Source organism: Atribacter laminatus (assembly GCF_015775515.1).
Classification (GTDB): domain Bacteria; phylum Atribacterota; class Atribacteria; order Atribacterales; family Atribacteraceae; genus Atribacter; species Atribacter laminatus.
In genome coordinates this window covers 911,592-931,041 of record NZ_CP065383.1, presented here as the reverse complement: position 1 = coordinate 931,041, position 19,450 = coordinate 911,592, and the positions used below count along the sequence as shown (strand labels likewise).

At 41.5% G+C, this 19,450-nt stretch carries 9 protein-coding genes and 2 tRNA genes; 5 read left to right on the top strand and 6 right to left on the bottom strand.

Annotated elements, in window-relative coordinates:
- The first annotated feature begins 230 nt into the window (after positions 1–230).
- From RT761_RS04370 to RT761_RS04355, 4 genes are all read left to right on the top strand, one after another.
- Positions 231–1,421 carry a pyridoxal phosphate-dependent aminotransferase gene (locus tag RT761_RS04370; protein WP_218112855.1) on the top strand — a complete coding sequence of 397 codons (1,191 nt, stop codon included), beginning with the start codon at positions 231–233 and terminating at the stop codon, positions 1,419–1,421.
- Between the two features lie 17 nt (positions 1,422–1,438).
- Entirely contained in the window at positions 1,439–2,674 is a 1,236-nt protein-coding gene (locus tag RT761_RS04365; protein ID WP_218112854.1) for a homocitrate synthase/isopropylmalate synthase family protein, read from the top strand.
- A 149-nt stretch (positions 2,675–2,823) separates the two neighbouring features.
- Positions 2,824–3,690 carry a class II fructose-bisphosphate aldolase gene (locus RT761_RS04360; protein ID WP_218112853.1) on the top strand — a complete coding sequence of 289 codons (867 nt, stop codon included), beginning with the start codon at positions 2,824–2,826 and terminating at the stop codon, positions 3,688–3,690.
- 135 nt (positions 3,691–3,825) lie between these two features.
- A complete protein-coding gene (locus tag RT761_RS04355; RefSeq protein ID WP_218112852.1) occupies positions 3,826–4,317 on the top strand; it encodes a hypothetical protein in 492 nt (163 codons plus the stop codon).
- Here RT761_RS04355 and RT761_RS04350 read toward each other — a convergent pair.
- The 3 genes from RT761_RS04350 to RT761_RS04340 all read right to left on the bottom strand — a co-directional run bounded on the left by RT761_RS04350 (position 4,314) and on the right by RT761_RS04340 (position 6,231).
- Positions 4,314–5,360, bottom strand: coding sequence for a uroporphyrinogen decarboxylase family protein (locus RT761_RS04350; protein WP_218112851.1), 1,047 nt, complete (start codon positions 5,358–5,360; stop codon positions 4,314–4,316). The two genes, RT761_RS04355 and RT761_RS04350, sit on opposite strands and share 4 nt — an antisense overlap.
- 203 nt (positions 5,361–5,563) lie before the next feature.
- Positions 5,564–5,842, bottom strand: coding sequence for a metal-sensing transcriptional repressor (locus RT761_RS04345; protein ID WP_218112850.1), 279 nt, complete (start codon positions 5,840–5,842; stop codon positions 5,564–5,566).
- Positions 5,839–6,231 carry a secondary thiamine-phosphate synthase enzyme YjbQ gene (locus RT761_RS04340; protein ID WP_218112849.1) on the bottom strand — a complete coding sequence of 131 codons (393 nt, stop codon included), beginning with the start codon at positions 6,229–6,231 and terminating at the stop codon, positions 5,839–5,841. Before RT761_RS04340 ends, RT761_RS04345 begins: the two co-directional genes overlap by 4 nt.
- A gap of 557 nt (positions 6,232–6,788) precedes the next feature.
- On the opposite strand from RT761_RS04340, the gene RT761_RS04335 reads away from it, so the two are divergent.
- The gene (locus RT761_RS04335) at positions 6,789–7,904 is read left to right on the top strand and encodes a DUF362 domain-containing protein (RefSeq protein ID WP_218112848.1); all 1,116 of its coding nucleotides are present in this window, start codon (positions 6,789–6,791) and stop codon (positions 7,902–7,904) included.
- 121 nt (positions 7,905–8,025) lie between these two features.
- Here the strand turns inward: RT761_RS04335 and RT761_RS04330 are convergent.
- From RT761_RS04330 to RT761_RS04320, 3 genes are all read right to left on the bottom strand, one after another.
- A tRNA-Pro gene (locus RT761_RS04330) sits at positions 8,026–8,104 on the bottom strand.
- Positions 8,105–8,274: 170 nt separating this feature from the next.
- Positions 8,275–17,004: a GH36-type glycosyl hydrolase domain-containing protein gene (locus RT761_RS04325; protein ID WP_218112847.1), complete on the bottom strand. Its 8,730-nt coding sequence runs from the start codon at positions 17,002–17,004 to the stop codon at positions 8,275–8,277.
- A gap of 1,658 nt (positions 17,005–18,662) precedes the next feature.
- Positions 18,663–18,739 (bottom strand) — tRNA-OTHER (locus tag RT761_RS04320).
- Positions 18,740–19,450: the final 711 nt, after the last annotated feature.

Here is a 19,450-nt window from a genome sequence, read left to right as displayed (position 1 = left end):
ACAATTCCCTTTTACTACTATATAAGAGTGAATAAAATCTTTTCAAAGTGAAAAACTGGTTAAACAGATTTTTGTTCTTTCCAACCCGTAATAAAATATCCAGCTTTTATTCACCGAAAAGAATAACTCCAAATGGATTTCGTGGAATCAATATAAATTTTATTTTTGATTCCGATGCCAGTGTGACCCACCACTCGCTAAAAATTTAAACTAAAAATAGGGGGTACACAGTGAAAATATCTCAAAAAGTCAACCAGATTGAGCCATCGGCAACTCTAACGATATCAGCTCGAGCAAAAGCCATGAAGAAAAACGGATTGGATGTCCTATCCTTTAGTGCTGGAGAACCTGATTTTGATACCCCCCAATGTATTAAGGATGCAGCTAAATTAGCTATTGATCAGGGATTTACCAAATATACTCCGACATCAGGAACCCTCGAATTAAAAGAAGCGATTTGTAGTAAATTAAACAAAGAGAATGGTTTATCCTACCATCCTGATGAAGTGATTGTTTCTTGTGGTGCCAAACATTCACTTTTTAATGCTATCCTCACTCTATGTGATGCAGGCGATGAAGTCCTTCTTCCTGTTCCCTATTGGGTAACCTATGTCGAACAAATCCGTTTAGCAGGCGGGAAACCGGTTTTTATTCATTGTGAACCAAAAACACTCCGGATAAGTTGGGAAGATATTCTCAACAAAGTAACTGATAAAACTCGATTATTCATTTTAAATAATCCTTCCAATCCTAGCGGAATAGTCTGGGACATTGAAATCTTGAAAAAAATAGCCGATCTTGCTGTTGAAAAAAATATTATGATTATTTCCGATGAGATTTACGAAAATTTGGTATACGATGGAGCTCAAATAAAAAGCATTGCCTCCTTTTCACCAGAAGTTCAATCGCAAACCATCGTTATTAATGGTGTTTCCAAAACTTTCTCCATGACAGGATGGAGGATTGGTTACGCGGCTGGTCCAAAAGCAGCCATACAATCCATGGGACGTTTACAAGACCACTCTACATCCAATCCAACATCTATTAGCCAAAAGGCTACCCTTGCTGCCTTGCAGTGTGATCAGCAAATCATTCAAAATATGGTAAATGCCTTCAACCAAAGAAGATTACTAATGACGCAACTCTTAAATAAAATTCCTGATGTTACTTTTCCAATTCCTCAAGGTGCATTTTATGTTTTCGCTGACTTTTCTCCTTATATTGGGAAAAAATTTGAGAACCAACGAATAGACACTTCGCTTCAGCTTGCCGAGATCCTTCTAGAAAAAGCACTTATTGCTGCTGTACCTGGCAGCGCTTTTGGAATGGAAGGATATCTACGTTTTTCTTATGCTACTTCTGAGCAAAATATAGAAAAAGGAATGGTTCAACTGAAAAATTTTTTACAAAACATTTCATAAAGGGGGTATCGTTCGACATGCCAAAAATCTTTTTAATTGATGTAACGAATCGTGATGGGGTGCAAACTGCACATTTAGGATTAGCTAAAATAGAAAAAACTATAGTTAATATGTATCTCAATGAGATGGGTGTTACCCAAAGCGAATTTGGTTTCCCAACCACCCATCATGAAACCAATTATTTGAATGCCAATCTTGAATTAGCCGAAATGGGAGTTCTGACTCCTATCCGTTTGAGCGGATGGATGAGGGCAATAAAGGCAGATGTCGAAACGGCATACCAACTCGTCCCAAAGTTAAAATATCTCAACCTATCCATTTCTACATCGGATCAAATGCTTTCCGGAAAATTTCAAGGTCGAATGACTCGTGATGATATTATTCATTCTATGACTGAAGCTGCACAAACTGCAATACAATTAGGTGCTATCGGGGTAGGAGTGAATGCTGAAGATGCCTCCCGAACCGATGTTGAATTTCTTATCGATTTTGCCATAGCTGGAAAAGAAGCCGGGGCTGAGAGATTTCGTTATTGTGACACTCTTGGTTATGATAGCCCTTTTAGTATTTATGATAGAATTCTCAAAATTGCCGAGGCCTCTAAAATGCCTATCGAACTTCATTGTCACAACGATTTGGGAATGGCGGTCGCCAATTCGATTAGTGGAGCCAAAGCAGCAATAGATGCTGAATGTGATGTCTATATTAACACAACTATTAATGGAATAGGAGAGAGAGCTGGCAATGCCGATCTAATTACTGTCATTTTGGCGATTAAATATGCTAACTATTTTGACAATGAGAATTACTCATTTCTTGAAAATGTAAACCTCAAAGCCGCTTGGAAAACTTGTAAATACGCTTCATATGCATTTAAGGTTCCCATCCCAATAACTCAACCAGGAGTTGGGGCTAATGCTTTTGCCCATGCTTCTGGGATCCATGCTGATGGAGTCATCAAAGATCGGAAAAATTATGAACTTTATGATTATGAAGAATTAGGGCGTGGAGAGCCGGAATTGATTGAAACTGGTCGTCAAATTGTTGTAGGTGAATATAGCGGTATTCGTGGTTTTCGCAATGTTTATGATAATTTGGCAGTTGAATTTAAAAACGAGGAAGAAGCGAGGAAGATTCTCGAGCTAACTCGATTTGCTAATGTTGAAAAGCAAAAGCCCTTGGTTGAAGAAGAGTTGTTATTTATAGCCTCCTATCCAGAACAAGCAAGAAAAATTCTCACCCTGGCCCCCTAATAAAACCACTGAGAGCGGGGTTTGAACCTTTAATCCCGCTCAATTTTATTTTTTAACAATTGACTTGTATTTTTCTCTCTATCTTCGTATTATATATCCGTTTGCAAAAATACTATATTTTTTCTCTTAAAAGGAAGGAGTAATCACAATTGTCACTGGTTTCAACGAAATATCTTATTGAATTAGCGGAAAAAAAGGAATTTGCACTTCCTGCTTTTAATTCTCCCCATTTAGAATTCATGACTTGGATATTGGAAGAGGCGGAAGAATTACGTTCACCAGTCATGATTCAGTTCGCTCCGGTAGAACATTATTTTTTAGATATAGCTGCCCTTTCTGAAGCCCTCCATGCCCTTTCTCGAAAATTTTCGGTTCCATTTTCTCTCCATCTTGATCACAGTCATGAAATCAAGGAAGTCATGGATGCTATACTCAATCGCTTTTCTTCGGTCATGATCGATGGGTCAAGACACCCAATTGAGAAAAATATAGAGATTACCAAAAAAGTGGTTGAAATTTCTCACCTTGCCGATGTCATGGTTGAAGGAGAAATTGGCCGAGTAGGGGGCCTGGAAGGAGATGAACAGTGGGAAGTGAATCCGGAATCTGATGATTTCTTCACCCTTCCAGAAGAAGCTGCTTTTTTCGCTAATAAAACTGGTGTTGATATGTTAGCGGTTGCCGTCGGAACCCGTCACGGACTTTATAATGGTATGGTTCCTCGACTCCAATTTGATCGTATACGAGAAATAAAAAAACAAGCGCATATACCCTTAGTCATTCATGGTGGAAGCGGAACTCCCGTTAATCAGCTTCAACAAGCAGTTCACGCTGGCGTGAGAAAAATCAACTTTAGCACTACATTGCGTGTGGCTTTCTTAAAAAGTATTCGTGAGTATACTGATTTGCATCCTGATGAGCTCTTTTTACCTAAAATATTCCGAGATATTTCTCCTAGTCTAAAAGCTGCTGCTCGAGAATGTATGGAATCTTCTCTATCAATCGGGAAGGCATAACATCAGAATAGATTCAGGTACTTGGAAGTGACTTTCAATAAGGATGAAAATGAGTTTCCCCTCGCCCTGTCCCTCTTTTACGGAGGGGCGAGGGGAAAAACCAATTAAAAGAATCAAATAGGGCCTTTCCCCTTGATGGGAAAAGGTGAAGACGAGGGTGGAATTTTTACCATTCACGACTCGCTATTCACTAAATTTTTAGGACGAAATATGCTGATCATCGTTCATAGTCTTTGGGGTTTAACATTAGCAACTCAAACTCATAATATTATTTTTTTGCTTTTAGGAGGGTTAGGAGGGCACATCCTCCTCGATGCAATTCCTCATCGAGACTTGACAACCGTCAGTCAAGTGATAATTGACATTATAATTGCGGCTACTATCTCACTTTTTTGCCTGAAGGTTTTTTCTCTTCCTTTTGTTTTTGTCTGGTCAGTTCTTTTTTCAACTCTTCCAGATGTCGAAGTTGCGTTTCGCTACTATAGTAAATGGAAAGGGGTTTATTTCCCTTCCCATTTACCTTCCTGGCATGGAATTCTTAATTCTCGTCTCGGAATGATAATGAATTTTCTCACCGGCTTGACTCTCTTATTGATCTTCCTCATTAATATCAAAAAAGCCCTCTAATTGGCTTTTACTTTCTTTAAAATGGGTTCTTGTCTCCAGTCTTTTCCTGCTTTGATAAAGGCATCAATATTTTCAAAAGGAACATCCTGAGGAAGATCGCATCCTGTGCTGAGAACAAAGGGTGGATGGTTTTTCGTATTCTCTAAAATTTTCATGGTTTGGATGTAAACCTCGTTGGGGTTGGCAGTAAGCATTTCTATGGGGCTCAGATTGCCCATTAACATCACTTGTGGCCCAACAATTTCTGCTGCCTTTTTAAGATTAACCATACTGTCTAAACTCAAACCGGTAATACCTGTATCAGCCATTACTTTTAATAAATGGGTACTATCTCCACAAACATGGAGAATAATTTCAATATCATCAAAAATCCCTACCATTTCCCTATATAGACTGGTTAAATTGTGACGGAATTGTTCCGGTCCAAAAATGACTGCTGTTGGTTCTAATACCATAATCATATCGGCACCAGCATCCCGGAGAGCTTGTACATACTTCATTACAACATGGAAAGAAAATTCGACAGTTTCGCGAAACAGCTCAGGTTCAATGAGGCTTTTAAGCGCTAATTCATTAGCTCCAATAAGTAAGCCTGCCAGAGTAAGTGGTCCAATAACATAGGCTCCAACCGGGCAGGGGAATGCGCTCCGCATATGGTGGAGTGTCTCAATAAACACTGAAACTCGACCATCACCTAAAATATCTATTTTACGAAACCCTTTTAAGTCTTCATGGTTTTTTACCGGATGATGTTCAACCGATGGAGTTTCCTCCAAGGGGAAACGGACAGCTAACCCCAGCGCACTTGCTTCAACGGAAAGATCCATCATAAAAAACATAGCATCTGGTTGAAAACGATCATAAAGTCGGCTAAGTGACTGAAATTGGACGATATGATTAAACTGATTCTGTTTAATGGTGGTTTTAGTTAATTGAAGACCTGGATAACCAATTAAAGGAACAATTGGTCGCCTTCCTTGTTCATAAAGCGTTTTGGTTAGCGATGATAGAGAGAAACGCTCCTGCATTCTTTTTGACATCATCTTCACCTCATATATATAATTCAATAAACTATATTTATACTATATACTCGGCTAACGATTTTGTCAACAATTATATAAATTATTTATTTATTATTTAATTTGCTCTATAAAGGCATTTATTATTTTCTCTTTTTTGTTTGGATAAAATATGCCATTTTTCCTATTAGAATATATTTATTAAACATTTATATATATCAATTGAATCAAAAATTCTTTTCCATGTATTTCATAATTTCTGCCAAAACTTTAGCTCGGTTTTCACCGTTTCCCTTCGGGTTATCTTCGTCTAGACATTCCTCCAGGTATTTTTTTAAAATTTCAGTGTGAGAACGACGGAGCAGTGAAATAGTTGCCAATATTTGTTTTAAAATATCAACATGAGCTGCATCGTCATGAATAAGACGAACAACAGCATCGAGTTGCCCTCGCGCATTATTCAATAATTTTAAACTTTTATTAGGTGTGGCTCTTCGTCCTGTCATATTATTTTCACCCAAATTTTCCTTGAACGAGGACCATCAAATTCACAGAAAAATACTCCTTGCCAAGTTCCAAGCATTAAATCGCCCTCCTTTATAATAACCAGCGCTGAAGACCCCATTAAAGAGGCTTTTATGTGTGCTGGAGAATTTCCTTCTCGATGTAAATAATCGAAGCGATCAGGAACCATAACTTTTAGCGTTCTTACAATATCATTCACTACATCAGGGTCGGCACTTTCATTAATGGTTACTCCCGCTGTTGTGTGGGGAATCTGAATAATTGCTATGCCCTCTTTAGTTCCCGAATTTTTTACTACTTCACGTAATAATCTTGTTATGGAAACAAATTCTTCTTGCCTCTGAGTTTGCAGTTGAATTTCGGTAAACACCCTGCTTCTCCTTTCTCTTGCTTTAACTAATTGATGTATCTGCTTTCCATTTAGATTTTTTAAAATTGCTCATACACAAAATACTCACTAAATCAAGGAAAAAAACGAATTAACCAGTTCATTTTCTATTTATAGTTAATGACAAAATTCTTAACAATTTGATCCTCTAATAAGGAATTAAAAAAAAGAAAAACATCTCATGAATTTTAACTTAAAAAATCTGAGAGCCTTCTAAAACCAGTATGGTTTAAGCTTAATGGCATGAATATTAGTTTAACAAATTTTTCTTATCTGACTAACTCTAAAGTATATATTTTGTGTTTTTTGGCAATTGGTTTCTTGGCTTGATTTTAAAAAGACCGAGTTTAAATTTTAAGCAACGGCAAACCAAAACCGACGAGTTCGTTCGGATCAATAATAAACATCGGTTTTCATTCTATCATATCTCAAAATAAGTCAACATGAAATTAATGATGAAAATTGTTTTTTATCAATGTTCCTTCTGTTATACTGAAAAAAGTGATGATTACTGTTCTATTATCCTTGGAGGTGTTTCAATGTCGTCTCCCGTTCTGTTTGTTAGTTTAAGAGCTGATAATGAAAGAAATTCGGTTCTCAAGAAAGTCAAGAAAATGACCGGTCAGCTCCTTGATAAACGCTTAAATTCTGGTGATTTGGTTGCTGTTAAGCTCCATTTTGGAGAAAGAGGAAACCATGGTTTTATCCAACCGGTTTTTTTACGCTATATAGTTGAAGAAGTGAAAGAAAGGGGAGGGAAGCCTTTCCTTACCGATACCAATACTCTTTATACCGGTTTTCGTCATAATGCGGTTGATCACCTGGAAACTGCAACATTTCATGGATTCCATTATGCAACAGTTCCTGCTCCCCTTATCATCGCTGACGGTCTCCGCGGAAGTGATTATTCTGAAATTGAAATTAATCAAAAACTCTTTAAAAAAGTTAAGATTGCTTCGGCAGTCCATGAAGCTGATTTTTTGCTGGTTGTAACCCATGTAAAAGGACATGTTGAAGCCGGATTAGGTGGATCCATCAAGAACATCGGGATGGGTTGTGTTGCTCGTTCCGGAAAGCAGATGCAACATGGAGAAACTTTCATTCCTGATCCCGATCCGCAAAAATGCATTGGGTGTCGGCGCTGTATCACTCATTGTCCAACCCAAGCTCTTTCCCTTGATAAAAATCATAAAGCAAAAGTTCAAAAAGACCTTTGTATTGGTTGTGCTGAATGTGTTGTTTACTGTCCAACTGGTGCCATCGCTATCTCCTGGACATCGTCAGCATCTCTTTTGCAAGAAAGAATGGTTGAGCATGCCTTTGGGGTCTTAAAAGATAAAATGACCAAGTGTCTCTTTATTAATTTTTTAACTGATATTAGCCCCGATTGTGATTGCTGTGATTGGCATGATGCTAGTTTGGTTCCCGATATCGGTATTTTAGGGAGTCATGATTTGGTGGCTATCGATCTGGCTTCAGCCGATCTCATTAACCGCTCGATAGGACTTCGAGATTCATCGCTTAGCCATGCATTTCAAGGTGGTCAGGATAAGTTCCTCGACGTCCACCCTATTGCGAATTGGCGGACTCAGATTGATTATGCTCAGTCTATTGGTTTAGGGAGCACCGATTATTCGTTGAAGGAAGTAAAATAGGGGGGAGTCTCTATGAGATTCCTTTTCGACCTTTTCGAACTGCATAAAAGAATGGTATACCGTTTTATATCTGTAGATTTTCATTTTAGCCTGACGACATTAATCCGTATCTTAAGAAACCTGGTCGGGGCGAGAGGATTTGAACCTCCGGCCCCCTGCGCCCAAGGCAGGTGCGCTAAACCAAACTGCGCTACGCCCCGACAATCATGGATTTCTTGAGTTTTATATAGAGAATTGTTCCCCTGTCTCTATAAAATATTTTCAGAATACCCGTTAAAAAATCACACTTAATAATAGCAAAACAAATAGTAATTTGAATATAAACGTAACCTGCTATTCATTTATTCTTCACGACTAATTTTCATCATGCTTATTGGATAGTGCAATCTTCTCTATCTTTTGATCCGGGAACCATTACCTCAACCGAATGCTCTTGGTGGTCGTCAATCAAGAGAATAAATTGGTCGGGTTGCTCAATACCGTCAACTATCACCCTCATTTCGCCTGAAGAACATATTATGGTGATATGATAAACCGTTTCTCGATACCTATAATGGACTATAAATTGTTTCCAATCTACCGGGAAACAGGGTACAAAGCGAAGTTTATCCGCATCAAGCCTCAACCCTAAGATTGACTCCACTATCAACTGATACATCCAACCTGCTGAACCCGTGTACCACGACCAACCCCCTCGGCCAGCATGAGGTGGGAGCGCATAAACGTCAGCAGCTACCGCATAAGGTTCTACTTTGTATATATTTATTTCATCCTGAGTTTTTCCGTGGTTTATGGGATTGATGATAGAAAATAATTCCCAAGTATGTTGTTGGTCACCCATGGCAGCGAATGCCATAACCACCCAGATTGCTCCATGAGTGTATTGCCCGCCATTTTCCCTCACTCCCGGAACGTACCCTTTTATGTAACCAGGATTTAAATTCGATTTATCAAACGGGGGGTTCAAAAGTTGTATCAGAGCTTGGTCACGGTGAACCAGACGCTGGTTTACCGATTTCATAGCAGTCTGTGACCGCTCAACATCACCCGCTCCAGAGAGAACAGACCAACTTTGTGCAATCGAATCAATCTGGCATTCAAGGCTGTTTGATGAACCAAGCACTGTTCCATCGTCAAAGAATGCACGACGGTACCATTGTCCATCCCAGCCATGTTGTTCGATATTCAAACGTACACGAATCGCCTCGCTCCTACAACGTTCGGCAAAGGAGATGTCGTTATGCCTGCGGGCAACCTCGGCGAACTGAGTGAGCACATCATATAGAAAAAATCCGAGCCAGACGCTTTCACCTTTCCCTTGAATACCTACTAGGTTCATGCCATCGTTCCAATCACCGGAACCAATCAGTGGTAATCCATGTTCACCAAAACGTAAACCTCTCAGGATAGCTCGCACACAATGTTCGTATAGGCTGGCGGTTTCCTCAGATCGTTCGGGCAGATCATAATAGGAATCTTCCTCATCTTTTACTGGGCGGCCTTCGATGAAGGGGAGAGATTCATCCAGCACGCCTATGTCTCCCGTGTTCAAAACATAACGGCTGGTTACCAGTGGTAACCAGAGATAATCGTCTGAACAATGGGTTCGAACACCTCGGCCTGAGGGGGGGTGCCACCAGTGCTGGACATCTCCCTCCCGGAATTGTCGAGCCGCACAACGAAGCAAGTGTTCACGAACCAAACCTGGCTCAGTGTGAATGAGCGCCATCACATCCTGGAGTTGATCACGAAAGCCAAAGGCTCCCCCTGACTGATAATAACCGGTACGCGCCCATAACCGACAAGCTACGGTCTGGTATAAGAGCCAGCCATTAGTCAGGATATTGAGAGCTGGATCAGGCGTATTTACGTTAATTGCTCCCAGAGTGTGATTCCAATACTGCCATACTGATTCGAGTTCGCCTCGTGCAGCGTCAGATTCCCGAAAACGTTGTACTAATTGGCTGGCATCATTGGCATCCTGTCCCATTCCCAATGTGAAGACAAATTCACGCTCTTGTCCGTCTATCAGCTCGAAAGTTACCTGAATAGCAGCACATGGATCCAGTGCAGCTCCCACTTTTCCAGAAAGTCTTTTTCGGTTCATGGCTGCAGGATTTTGATAGGTACCATTCCGTCCCAGAAATTCATTACGATCACAAGTAAATGTCCGAGATGAATCGTCCACACTGAAAAAGGCAACTCGTTCAGCGAACTCGGTATGGTAAGGGTTACGGGCAAAGAGTGCTCCGCTACTGGGATCAACTTCAGTGATCAGATGCATGGTCGTTTTCGTCTTCAGATCTCCCAAAACCCATTCTACAAATCCGGTAGCAGAAAGACGCCGGTTTCGACCTGATTTGTTCCGAATTTTCAACACCGTGAACTTGATTGGTGCATTCAGCGCCACGTAAACCCACATCTCGGAGTGGATGCCTCTTTCAATATGTTCGAAGACACAGTAACCAAAACCATGACGGCTGATATACGGTCTAGTGCCCCGACTGGGAAGTGGTGTGGGTGACCAGAAGCGTCCGCTTTCTTCATCACGAATATACCAGGCTTCTCCACTTGCATCAACCACCGGATCGTTGTGCCAGGGACTGAGCCGAAATTCATGAGCGTTCTCGCCCCAGGTATAGGATGAACCACTTTCGGAAATAACAGTTCCAAAAGTGGGATTTGACAGTACATTCACCCAAGGTGCTGGTGTTAATCGTTTATGCTTGGTGGTAATAATATATTCGCGACCATCGGGAGTGAACCCTCCAAACCCATTGAAGAAGATCAGATCTCGGTGAGGCAATTCAGCCGATGGAGAGGATTTGACGGTAGGTCGTTTCACTCTCGAGAATGGAGGAATGATCGATTCTACAAATCGGTAACGGTTGATTTGCTCTGCCAGTGTCCCACGATCATCGTTGATAATAACGCGAGCAACCGTTTGGAACATGATACGATCTTCATTCGATAATTGGTCGGTGATTCTAACAAAAATACCACCCGGACGATCGGTTAAATTAGCTTCGAGACCGGCAGCAATCAGACCCATGATCTGATCGTGAAGCAGTTGCCGGTAACCAGAGTGATCTTCATTCCAGATCACCAGATCCACTACTAATCCCTTTAATCGCCAATACGCATGGGCTTGGACAAGTTGACGTACCAGTTCAATATGTGCCGGATCTCCAATCCGTACTAGCACAATGGGTAAATCCCCGGATATGGAGTAACCCCACAAACCGGATTGACCGCGGTGATTTTTGCTGAGAATGCTCGGATCGGCACGTAAGGAGGAATTAGCGTAGATTATGGAGCTGGCAAGGTGCCCATAAATTTGAGCGTCGGACTCAGTAGCATTGATTTGCCGCAGAACCACCTGACTATGGGTCCAGGCAAGGTCAAAAGCACGGTCGGCGAGAGACTGGTCCTGGTATTTTTCTACCAAGCTTAAAACTTCATCACGGGTTTCCCCGACTCCAGTTATAATATATATCATTACCGATTCTCCTGGATCGAGCATAATCCCATGCCGGATTGCGACAATCGGGTCGATGACAGAACCCTGGCTATTCGAAAGTGCCGATAAATCGTGCATCGCCGCTGGATCAACGATGGTGTTTCCACGTCCAATAAATCGCATACGATCGGTTTCATAGGATATATCTCCGACTTCTGCCCCATGTACGACCATCAGGTGAAACATCCAGGGAGGATGTTCGTCGGTTGAGCGAGGTCTCCGTGTACATAAAATAGCTTGCTGTGGGTGGTTAATCTCTGTCTGAACAAAAAGATTACTAAATGCCGGGTGCAACTCATCAGCTGCAGCCGACGCGAGAACAACCTCAGCATAACTGGTGACATCGATTGATTTTCGCATCCGGGAACGGTTGGTGATGCGGATTCGTCTCAGCTCGATATCATCCTCCGGTGAAACTGTGATTTCAGTATGGGTTTCGAAAGTTCGATTAAGGCAGCGGAACTCTGCCCGGGCATCAGAAAAAATAACTTCATAATTCTTCGCTCGTTTCAGTGTCGGTTGAAAGGTAGCTGACCAGAAATCTCCACTGGCTACATCACGGATGTAGCAGAACGTACCCCAATTATCGCGGGTGACGTCTTCACGCCAGCGGGTGACGGTTATGTCATTCCAGCGGCTGTAACCGCCACCGGCATTGGTAACCATCACATGGTATCTGCCGTTCGACAACAACTGCACTTCTGGAAATGGTGTATCGGGACTATCAAAAACACGTATCGGTGCTTCCATGCTACTGGAGGTTGCTAATAAATCGGATAAGCCGGTGGTATGGCTATAGACAGCTGAGGCCTTTGGAACACGTTCTTGGAGCAGAAGCATTGTGGCCTGGAACATTGGGTCCGACTCAAATCGCTTCTGCATCGGACGATCGAGGAGTGTATTGGACAGAGAGAGGATACTCATACCCAGATGATGGGTCATGAAGGAACGGACTGCGGTACTTGATTGACCGGGATGTTGACGAGAAGGTGTGTAGTCGATGGCTTCATAAAAACCGAATTTTCCTAAAAACCCTTTGGTAGCGAGCTGCTCGAGGTTCAGACAAGCCTCCTCTGGTGCAACCATTAACGCAAGAATAGATGCATAGGGTGCAATAACCAAATCATCAACGAGACCACGCTTGAGACCCAGACCGGGGACACCAAACGCACGGTACTGATAGTTGAGACGAGCGTCAATTGAATTGTAACATGACTCCGAAATACCCCATGGAACTCCCCGTTTTTTTCCATATTGAATTTGTCTTTCAACGGCTCCCCGGTAGGTTTGGTCGAGTAAGGTGTTTTCATAAGTCGGCATAACCAGGAGCGGCATGAGGTATTCGAACATTGAACCACTCCATGAAACGAGAACCGGTTCTCTTCCGGTGTTAGTAAGAAGGCGTCCCAGAGCGAACCAGCTCTCCTGTGGCAATTGTCCCTGGGCAATTGCCACGAAATTTCCCAATCTGGCTTCAGAAGCCAGCAGATCATAAAAACTCGAATCCTGTCGATGTTCGCTTACACTATACCCAATTGCTAATAAATGCCGGTCCTTGTCGTACAGGAAGTCATATTCCATGTGGGCGAGCTCGCTGGATTGTCGAACCAGACGATCAATACTATTCATTCTTGCCCTAGCACGTTCGCTTGATTCTATTATGAGCCTTTGAAGCTCATCAAGCCATTTACGTTCCTCGAGAGTGTTAATCAAGACGTATTGGTTTTCGATTGCTTTCGAATACTTTGCCGGGAAGCTGGTTAATTCACGAAGTGTTGGGATTTCATTCAAACCAGAAATGTTGCTAAACTTTTTGAATACTGACGGAATCAATATCCAGGGAACAAAATATGTCAACTCATCAAGGAGGTTTCGACATTGACGGACTAAAGCATTTGCCCACCACATTATCTCGTTTTCTGAGTCTATCTCCAAATGATTAATTGCCTCAGTCGCTGATTCCGCCAGTCGATCAATACAATGCCAAGCTGATGTGAGCGTCATGGTTGATAGATCAGACACTGAGGTTAAATTCCCCTTAAATTCTGTAAACTGATGGGAGACCAACTCACCCCCGATGTCCATTAAAACATTGAGCGTGTCATTGAGACCATCTAACCATTGGGTGCTTAGTATCTTATGATCGGGAAGAGTGGATAGGCCTGAACGCAACGTCAATAGATGACCAGCGAGGTTTCCACTATCAACGGTTGAAATATAGAGTGGAGGAAGTGGTTGAAGGGACAGGGTGTCGTACCAGTTATAAAAGTGACCCCGGTAACGTTCCAGGGATTCCATGGTGATGAAAGTGCTTTCTATACGGCCTATGAGTTGCCCAGTCGGAAGATAACCAAAGTCATATGCGGCTAAATTCGCAAGAAGTGCGAGCCCTATGTTGGTTGGTGATGTGCGGTGTGCAACCTCCGCAGTGAGATGCTCCTGATAATTATCTGGCGGTAGCCAATGATCTTCAATACCAACGTAATTTTCGAAAAACGCCCAGGTTTTTCTAGAAAGCTTTCGGAGAAATAAGGTTTGTTTGGTTGTGAGCTGATGTGAGCGGGGAACAAAAGGTTGGCTGATCCACCAGGCAATAATCGGGGAAACAAACCAGAGTGTCAGTATAGGCCCGGCTACTAACAACATAGTTGGCTTAGAAAGCACCAGGTAGGTCGCTATGGCAAAGGCACTGATCGGAGCGACCCACATTTCCCGGTAATGGCTAGTTAGATTTGACGTATTGAGATGTGGATTGCTCGATGGATTCCATTCAAGGAGCTTTTGATGGGTGACCAGCAACCGCCAGGCAGTACGTAAAATCGCATCCAGACTGAAAAAAGCTTCGTATGGTAAAAAAATGAATGTAAATGTTGCCTGGGTGAAGCGTTTAACAGTCAAATAGAAGGTGGAAATGAGATGCTGCAGAAAGAGCACATCCTTTGGTTTTCGGAATATTTCAAAAACCGATGAAACCAAAGACGGAATTAAAAAAATCCCGATAATTGCCAAAGACCAAAACCAGGATAGCGACAAGACTGTCCAGCCAAGAAGGAATAACAGCATCATGGTTGAGGGGATGAGACTGCGACGAAGATTGTCGAGGATTTTCCACCGGGAAAGTCTCGAGAGCGGATTTTTCTCTCGGTGGTTGCCGAAGCTGGGGACGTGTGGCAGCAGCCACGAGGCAATCTGCCAATCGCCACGAATCCAACGATGCCGCCGGCTCACGTCCGAGCTATAGCGTGATGGATATTCTTCATACAACTGCACATCACTTAATAAACCCGCCCGCGCGTAGCAACCTTCTAAGAGGTCGTGGCTCAGAATCCGGTTTTCAGGAAAGCGACCATCGAACACTTGATTGAACACATCGACATCATAGATCCCCTTGCCAATGAATGAGCCTTCACCGAACAAATCTTGGTAAATGTCGGAAACAACACGAGTATAGGGATCAATACCCGGTTCGCTGGAGCAGAATCGCGCATACCATGACCGACTCGAACCAGGCAAACTTGGATCTACCCGCGGTTGAAGAACTCCGTACCCCCTGGTGATAAGCCGTCTTTCTTCATTGTATTGGGCACAATTCAGTGGATGTGTCATAGTACCTACATACTGTCGTGCCGAATCGCGAGGGAGTTGGGTATCAGTGTCAAGGGTAATGACATATTTTATTTTATGTAAGATTTCAATTCTACCAATAATCATTGAGAAACGGTCTTTTGCTCCACCTCGCAGAAACGAGTTCAATGCTATGAGCTTCCCCCGTTTCCGTTCGTAACCCATCCATATCTTTTCAGTAGGATTCCACCGTCGGGGGCGATGGAGAAGGAAAAAGTGACCGCCTTTTGTATCACGATATTTTTCAATCAATGCTTCGATTCCCTGCCGAGCTGCTTGCAGCAACGCTTTATCATCCGGCATGGTTTCCTCTTTTGCGTCAAGAAAATCGGTTAACAGACAAAAGTGAATATTTTGGTCAAAGTTGGCTAAATATCGGACCTCGAGTGCCTCGATGAGATCCTCGATATTGTGGACGCTAGTGAGCATGGTGGGAATAACCACCAGAGTACATGATTCCGGTGGGATTCCTTTCGAAAAATCCATTCGTGGTAATGAATGGGGCTTCACCAGCAAGGAAATTAACCAGTTCGTCAAGGCTATCCCGAGTTGACTGGTGCCCAAGAGAGAGAGAACTCCGGTCAACGAAAGGAGCCAGCCGGTTAGTACATTGGCATGTGTAAGATACAATAAGCACCAGGTAAAAATTCCTGTCATTAGGATGATGGTTCCAAGATAGAAGAATAACGAAAACCGACGGATTATCCGCCCAAAAACTACCGGGAGGGATAAGTGCACTCCCATTATCCGTTCGAGCTGCGGTAACCCCTTATCGATTAAGTAGTACCCAACATGAGCCGTTTGATCGTCTTTATCTTTCTTGGAAGCACCCTTTTGTGCCAGTTGTATTGTTTTGCGCGCCACCTCGCTCTCGGAGCAATGGCTGCTTTTAGCAATCTTCTCCACGACATGACGGTAATGATCGCGGGTGTTAAAGTCCATTTTTCCATAGACTCCACTCGGATCCTCCCACAACACCCGATCTACTATACTCATAGTCTCGACGAACTCGCGCCAGTCCATTGCTCCTAACAATCGTAGAGAACCAATGCTGTTACTCATAGACACCTGGTCAGCGGCTTGTTGTTGATTTTCTGATCGCACTAACAGCTCTATAGTTAACCCAGATTCAGTAAGCCGTTGTTCAATCCAGGTGAGAGGCAATGCGAGAGCGGGGCTTTGGCCTTGCAATCGATGAGTGAATTCCGCGACAAAAGAGCTATCCATCGGTGGGTTCGACCGAGCCATATCTGCGATCACCAGAATTAGATTCTTCGGATCTTTCTCCGAAATCTCCATCATGCGGTCAGCCCAATAATTTGCCAGATCCAGGTTGATCCTACGAGCGCTGATTCGAGCCGCAACTCGTCGTAGATTCTCGATCAAGGTCAGACGAAGCATTATAGGAATTGCCCATAACTCGCCTAAATATAATTCATTAACGGTCTGGTAGGCAGTGACGAAATTAACGAGACTTTCCATGTCTACCCGTCCATCGCCATGTAGGATGATTTCCAAAGCAATATCGTACACCCGAGGAAGCCTAGCCGATGGACCATTGAGCAAGCGTGGTAATTCTTGGCTATATTTTTTGGGTAAATATTTTTTGGCGGTACGAATCTGTTCTTCAATGAGATAGAAATTATCGAGGAGCCATTCCTCGGCGGGAGCAATCCGGGGATTTTTCTTGACCGCTGCTACCAGCAGATTATATGTCTCAATCAGGACCCTTTCATTTTCGGCTAAGCGTTTCAGATGCTGGTCAGGAATTCGTTCTGGACTTATAGTGTGTGAGGCGGCGAGTCTTTTGCCATGCTGTTTCATTTGATCACTGCTGAGTAATTCAGATCGTAATGGCACTTCTTCGCCGATGGTTTTTCTCGTCAGACCTTTATCCAAAAAACGATCCCTTAGACGGCGAAAGGATGACCGGTTTGCTTTATTACCCACCTTCATTTTCAATCTCCTTTTTATAAGGTCATTTCGATTAGCCTGTTTTATTTATATATAAAAATGTCCGTTTATCTAAAAAGTAAACGCGTTGATTAAGGGCTCAAGCCAATCCTTTCTCTACAATAATCTCTAATATATTGCCATTACCCGCTGTTATGGAGTAGATTAACCGTTGGCAAAAGTGGCTGCTCATGAACTGCTTTTTATAAAAGGTGTTGGTACAGTTTCCGTTTTTAACTTTGAAAATATCTTAAAAAATAGGAAGGAAGCCATGGGGGAACTCATTAAACACCGAGGCATGGTTGTTATGAGCAACACCTGCTGGTATATGAGATCTTTAAACCGAATGAGTTCTAAAATCTTGATAATCAGAATGAGATACCTTTCTTTACAAATCACACGATCAAGGGACTAAGTAAAATTATACAATTCTTTTCATCTACTCAGTAATTATTTTCTAAATTGTATCTATATTTCACTCGTTAACAATTAACCATGTATTGAAATCTTCATTTCGTATTTTCGTTTATTGATTAATTCTAAGTGTTCAACTCTATAATTACGGCAATATCTAAAACGAGATATCTTCTCAAAGTTGATTGAACTTTTATACCATGGTAATGAGTATCATTTAAAATGCCAACATTAAATTTTTCATACCTAAAAAACTGAGGAGTGCTATGTTATACCTTCAAATTATCTATTAAAGATTACAAAACTTGAATCATAGTTTCATATCGTTAATCATTTGGAAATTCAATCCCAAAGGATGGTTTTTTAGAAATGAACTTTTTGAAAGAAGTTCTTTTGCAAAACACATCTAGAGATAAGCAAATCGTGAACATACCAATTCTTTATTAAAAAATCCGGCTTTACGAGAACCCAAAACAATAAATTTCTAAATCTTGTTAGTGATTTCATCTGGTAAAACATAAGCATTTTTGTCTGATTTAATGGAGATATGACCCACACCAAAGAACCAAAACCTAATATTCAAATGTTTAGTAAACAAGTGTGGATATTTTCGTCTAAAAGATAGCTTTTGAACCAAAATCATCCAGCAAAACAGCCCTTCTTATCTCAAATTTATTATACTATACACTACTATATGGTTCTTATTCAATTAAATTGTCCCTTGAAAATGAGTTCTGCATGAATAGATACCCGCTGCATTAACCTGCAGGATACTTGAAATAATTTAAATTACACTCCTCCTGAATCTTCCTTTTCCTTTATCTCAATATATTTTAGGACAATGTCTTCGTTGGTTTAAATGGATGAGACGAATTAACTTTTCCCACATTTTTCATCTTTAAACCGGCCAACCATCCTAATGCAATCATCTCAAACCTTAATCCACTCCTACAGTTACCTTAACTAATCAATCTTGATGTCAATAATTCTATGGTTTTATAGATTATGATTTAACATTACTTTCCTAAAACTCTCTTTGTTTAATATCTCTTAGAATGGAGGCTATTTATATGTTAATTCTCAATTAATGACCCTATGAAGGCATTTAATTTGGTTAGCTGAATTATATACTTAGCGTTCGAATATCACGAATCATTTGAAGAGGCTATCATGGATTCGTAAGTTTTGGAGTGTGCAATACGAATAAAAATAAACGTATATTTAGCTCTATGAAGCTGAATAACAAGTGGGGTTCGTGAAGGAGACTTGAACCCCCAACCCCTGGAGCCACAGTCCACAGTCCAGCGCTCTGACCTATTAAGCTTATTCGCTTTATAAAGCCATATTTTAAACTCTTCCTTTTAATAAAAATTTTGAATCCAGCGTTCTTCAGAAAGAGGTTTTTATAAATGGCAAGAGCCATTCAACTCTTAAATACAATAAACTGGAATAAATGTCTCTCAGATTTTACTACAGATAAGAAAATTCAAGGATTACGAGAAAAGAACCATTCGGGATTGTAAATTACATATCAACCTCTTTTTCCAAAGTTACCAAGATGATATTGACGACGAGCTATCACTCTGGGAAAGGGTCAACGAGTATTTCTCAACTTCAGAAATTGCCCCCAGCTCCCCTTAACGTCCAGAGAACCTATTTGATTTCATTCTTCTCTTGCTTGGTAAAAACAGGAGTCCTTTCCAGGAATCCTATTCACTTTTTCTAGAGAAAGGATGAAGGAAAAGATAAAAATCTAACAGAAGAGCTTATCAAAAACTTCTCATCTTGCCTGATAAAAAAACCTTTATCGGTCTTCTCAATTCTTGCTTCATTCTCTTAACTCTAGATGCCGGCATCTGTCCCAAGAAGCCTTACCAATTATTCCCCAACGATATAAACTTTCTCGACATGGAGGCAATGATCAGAAAGAAAATAGCTAAAACCAAAGTCTCTTGGACTGTTGATATTTCTTCCTTAACCGCAAAACTATATCTAAAAATTGTTGAAAGCCCACCATTTTTATTGGAATGAAAGC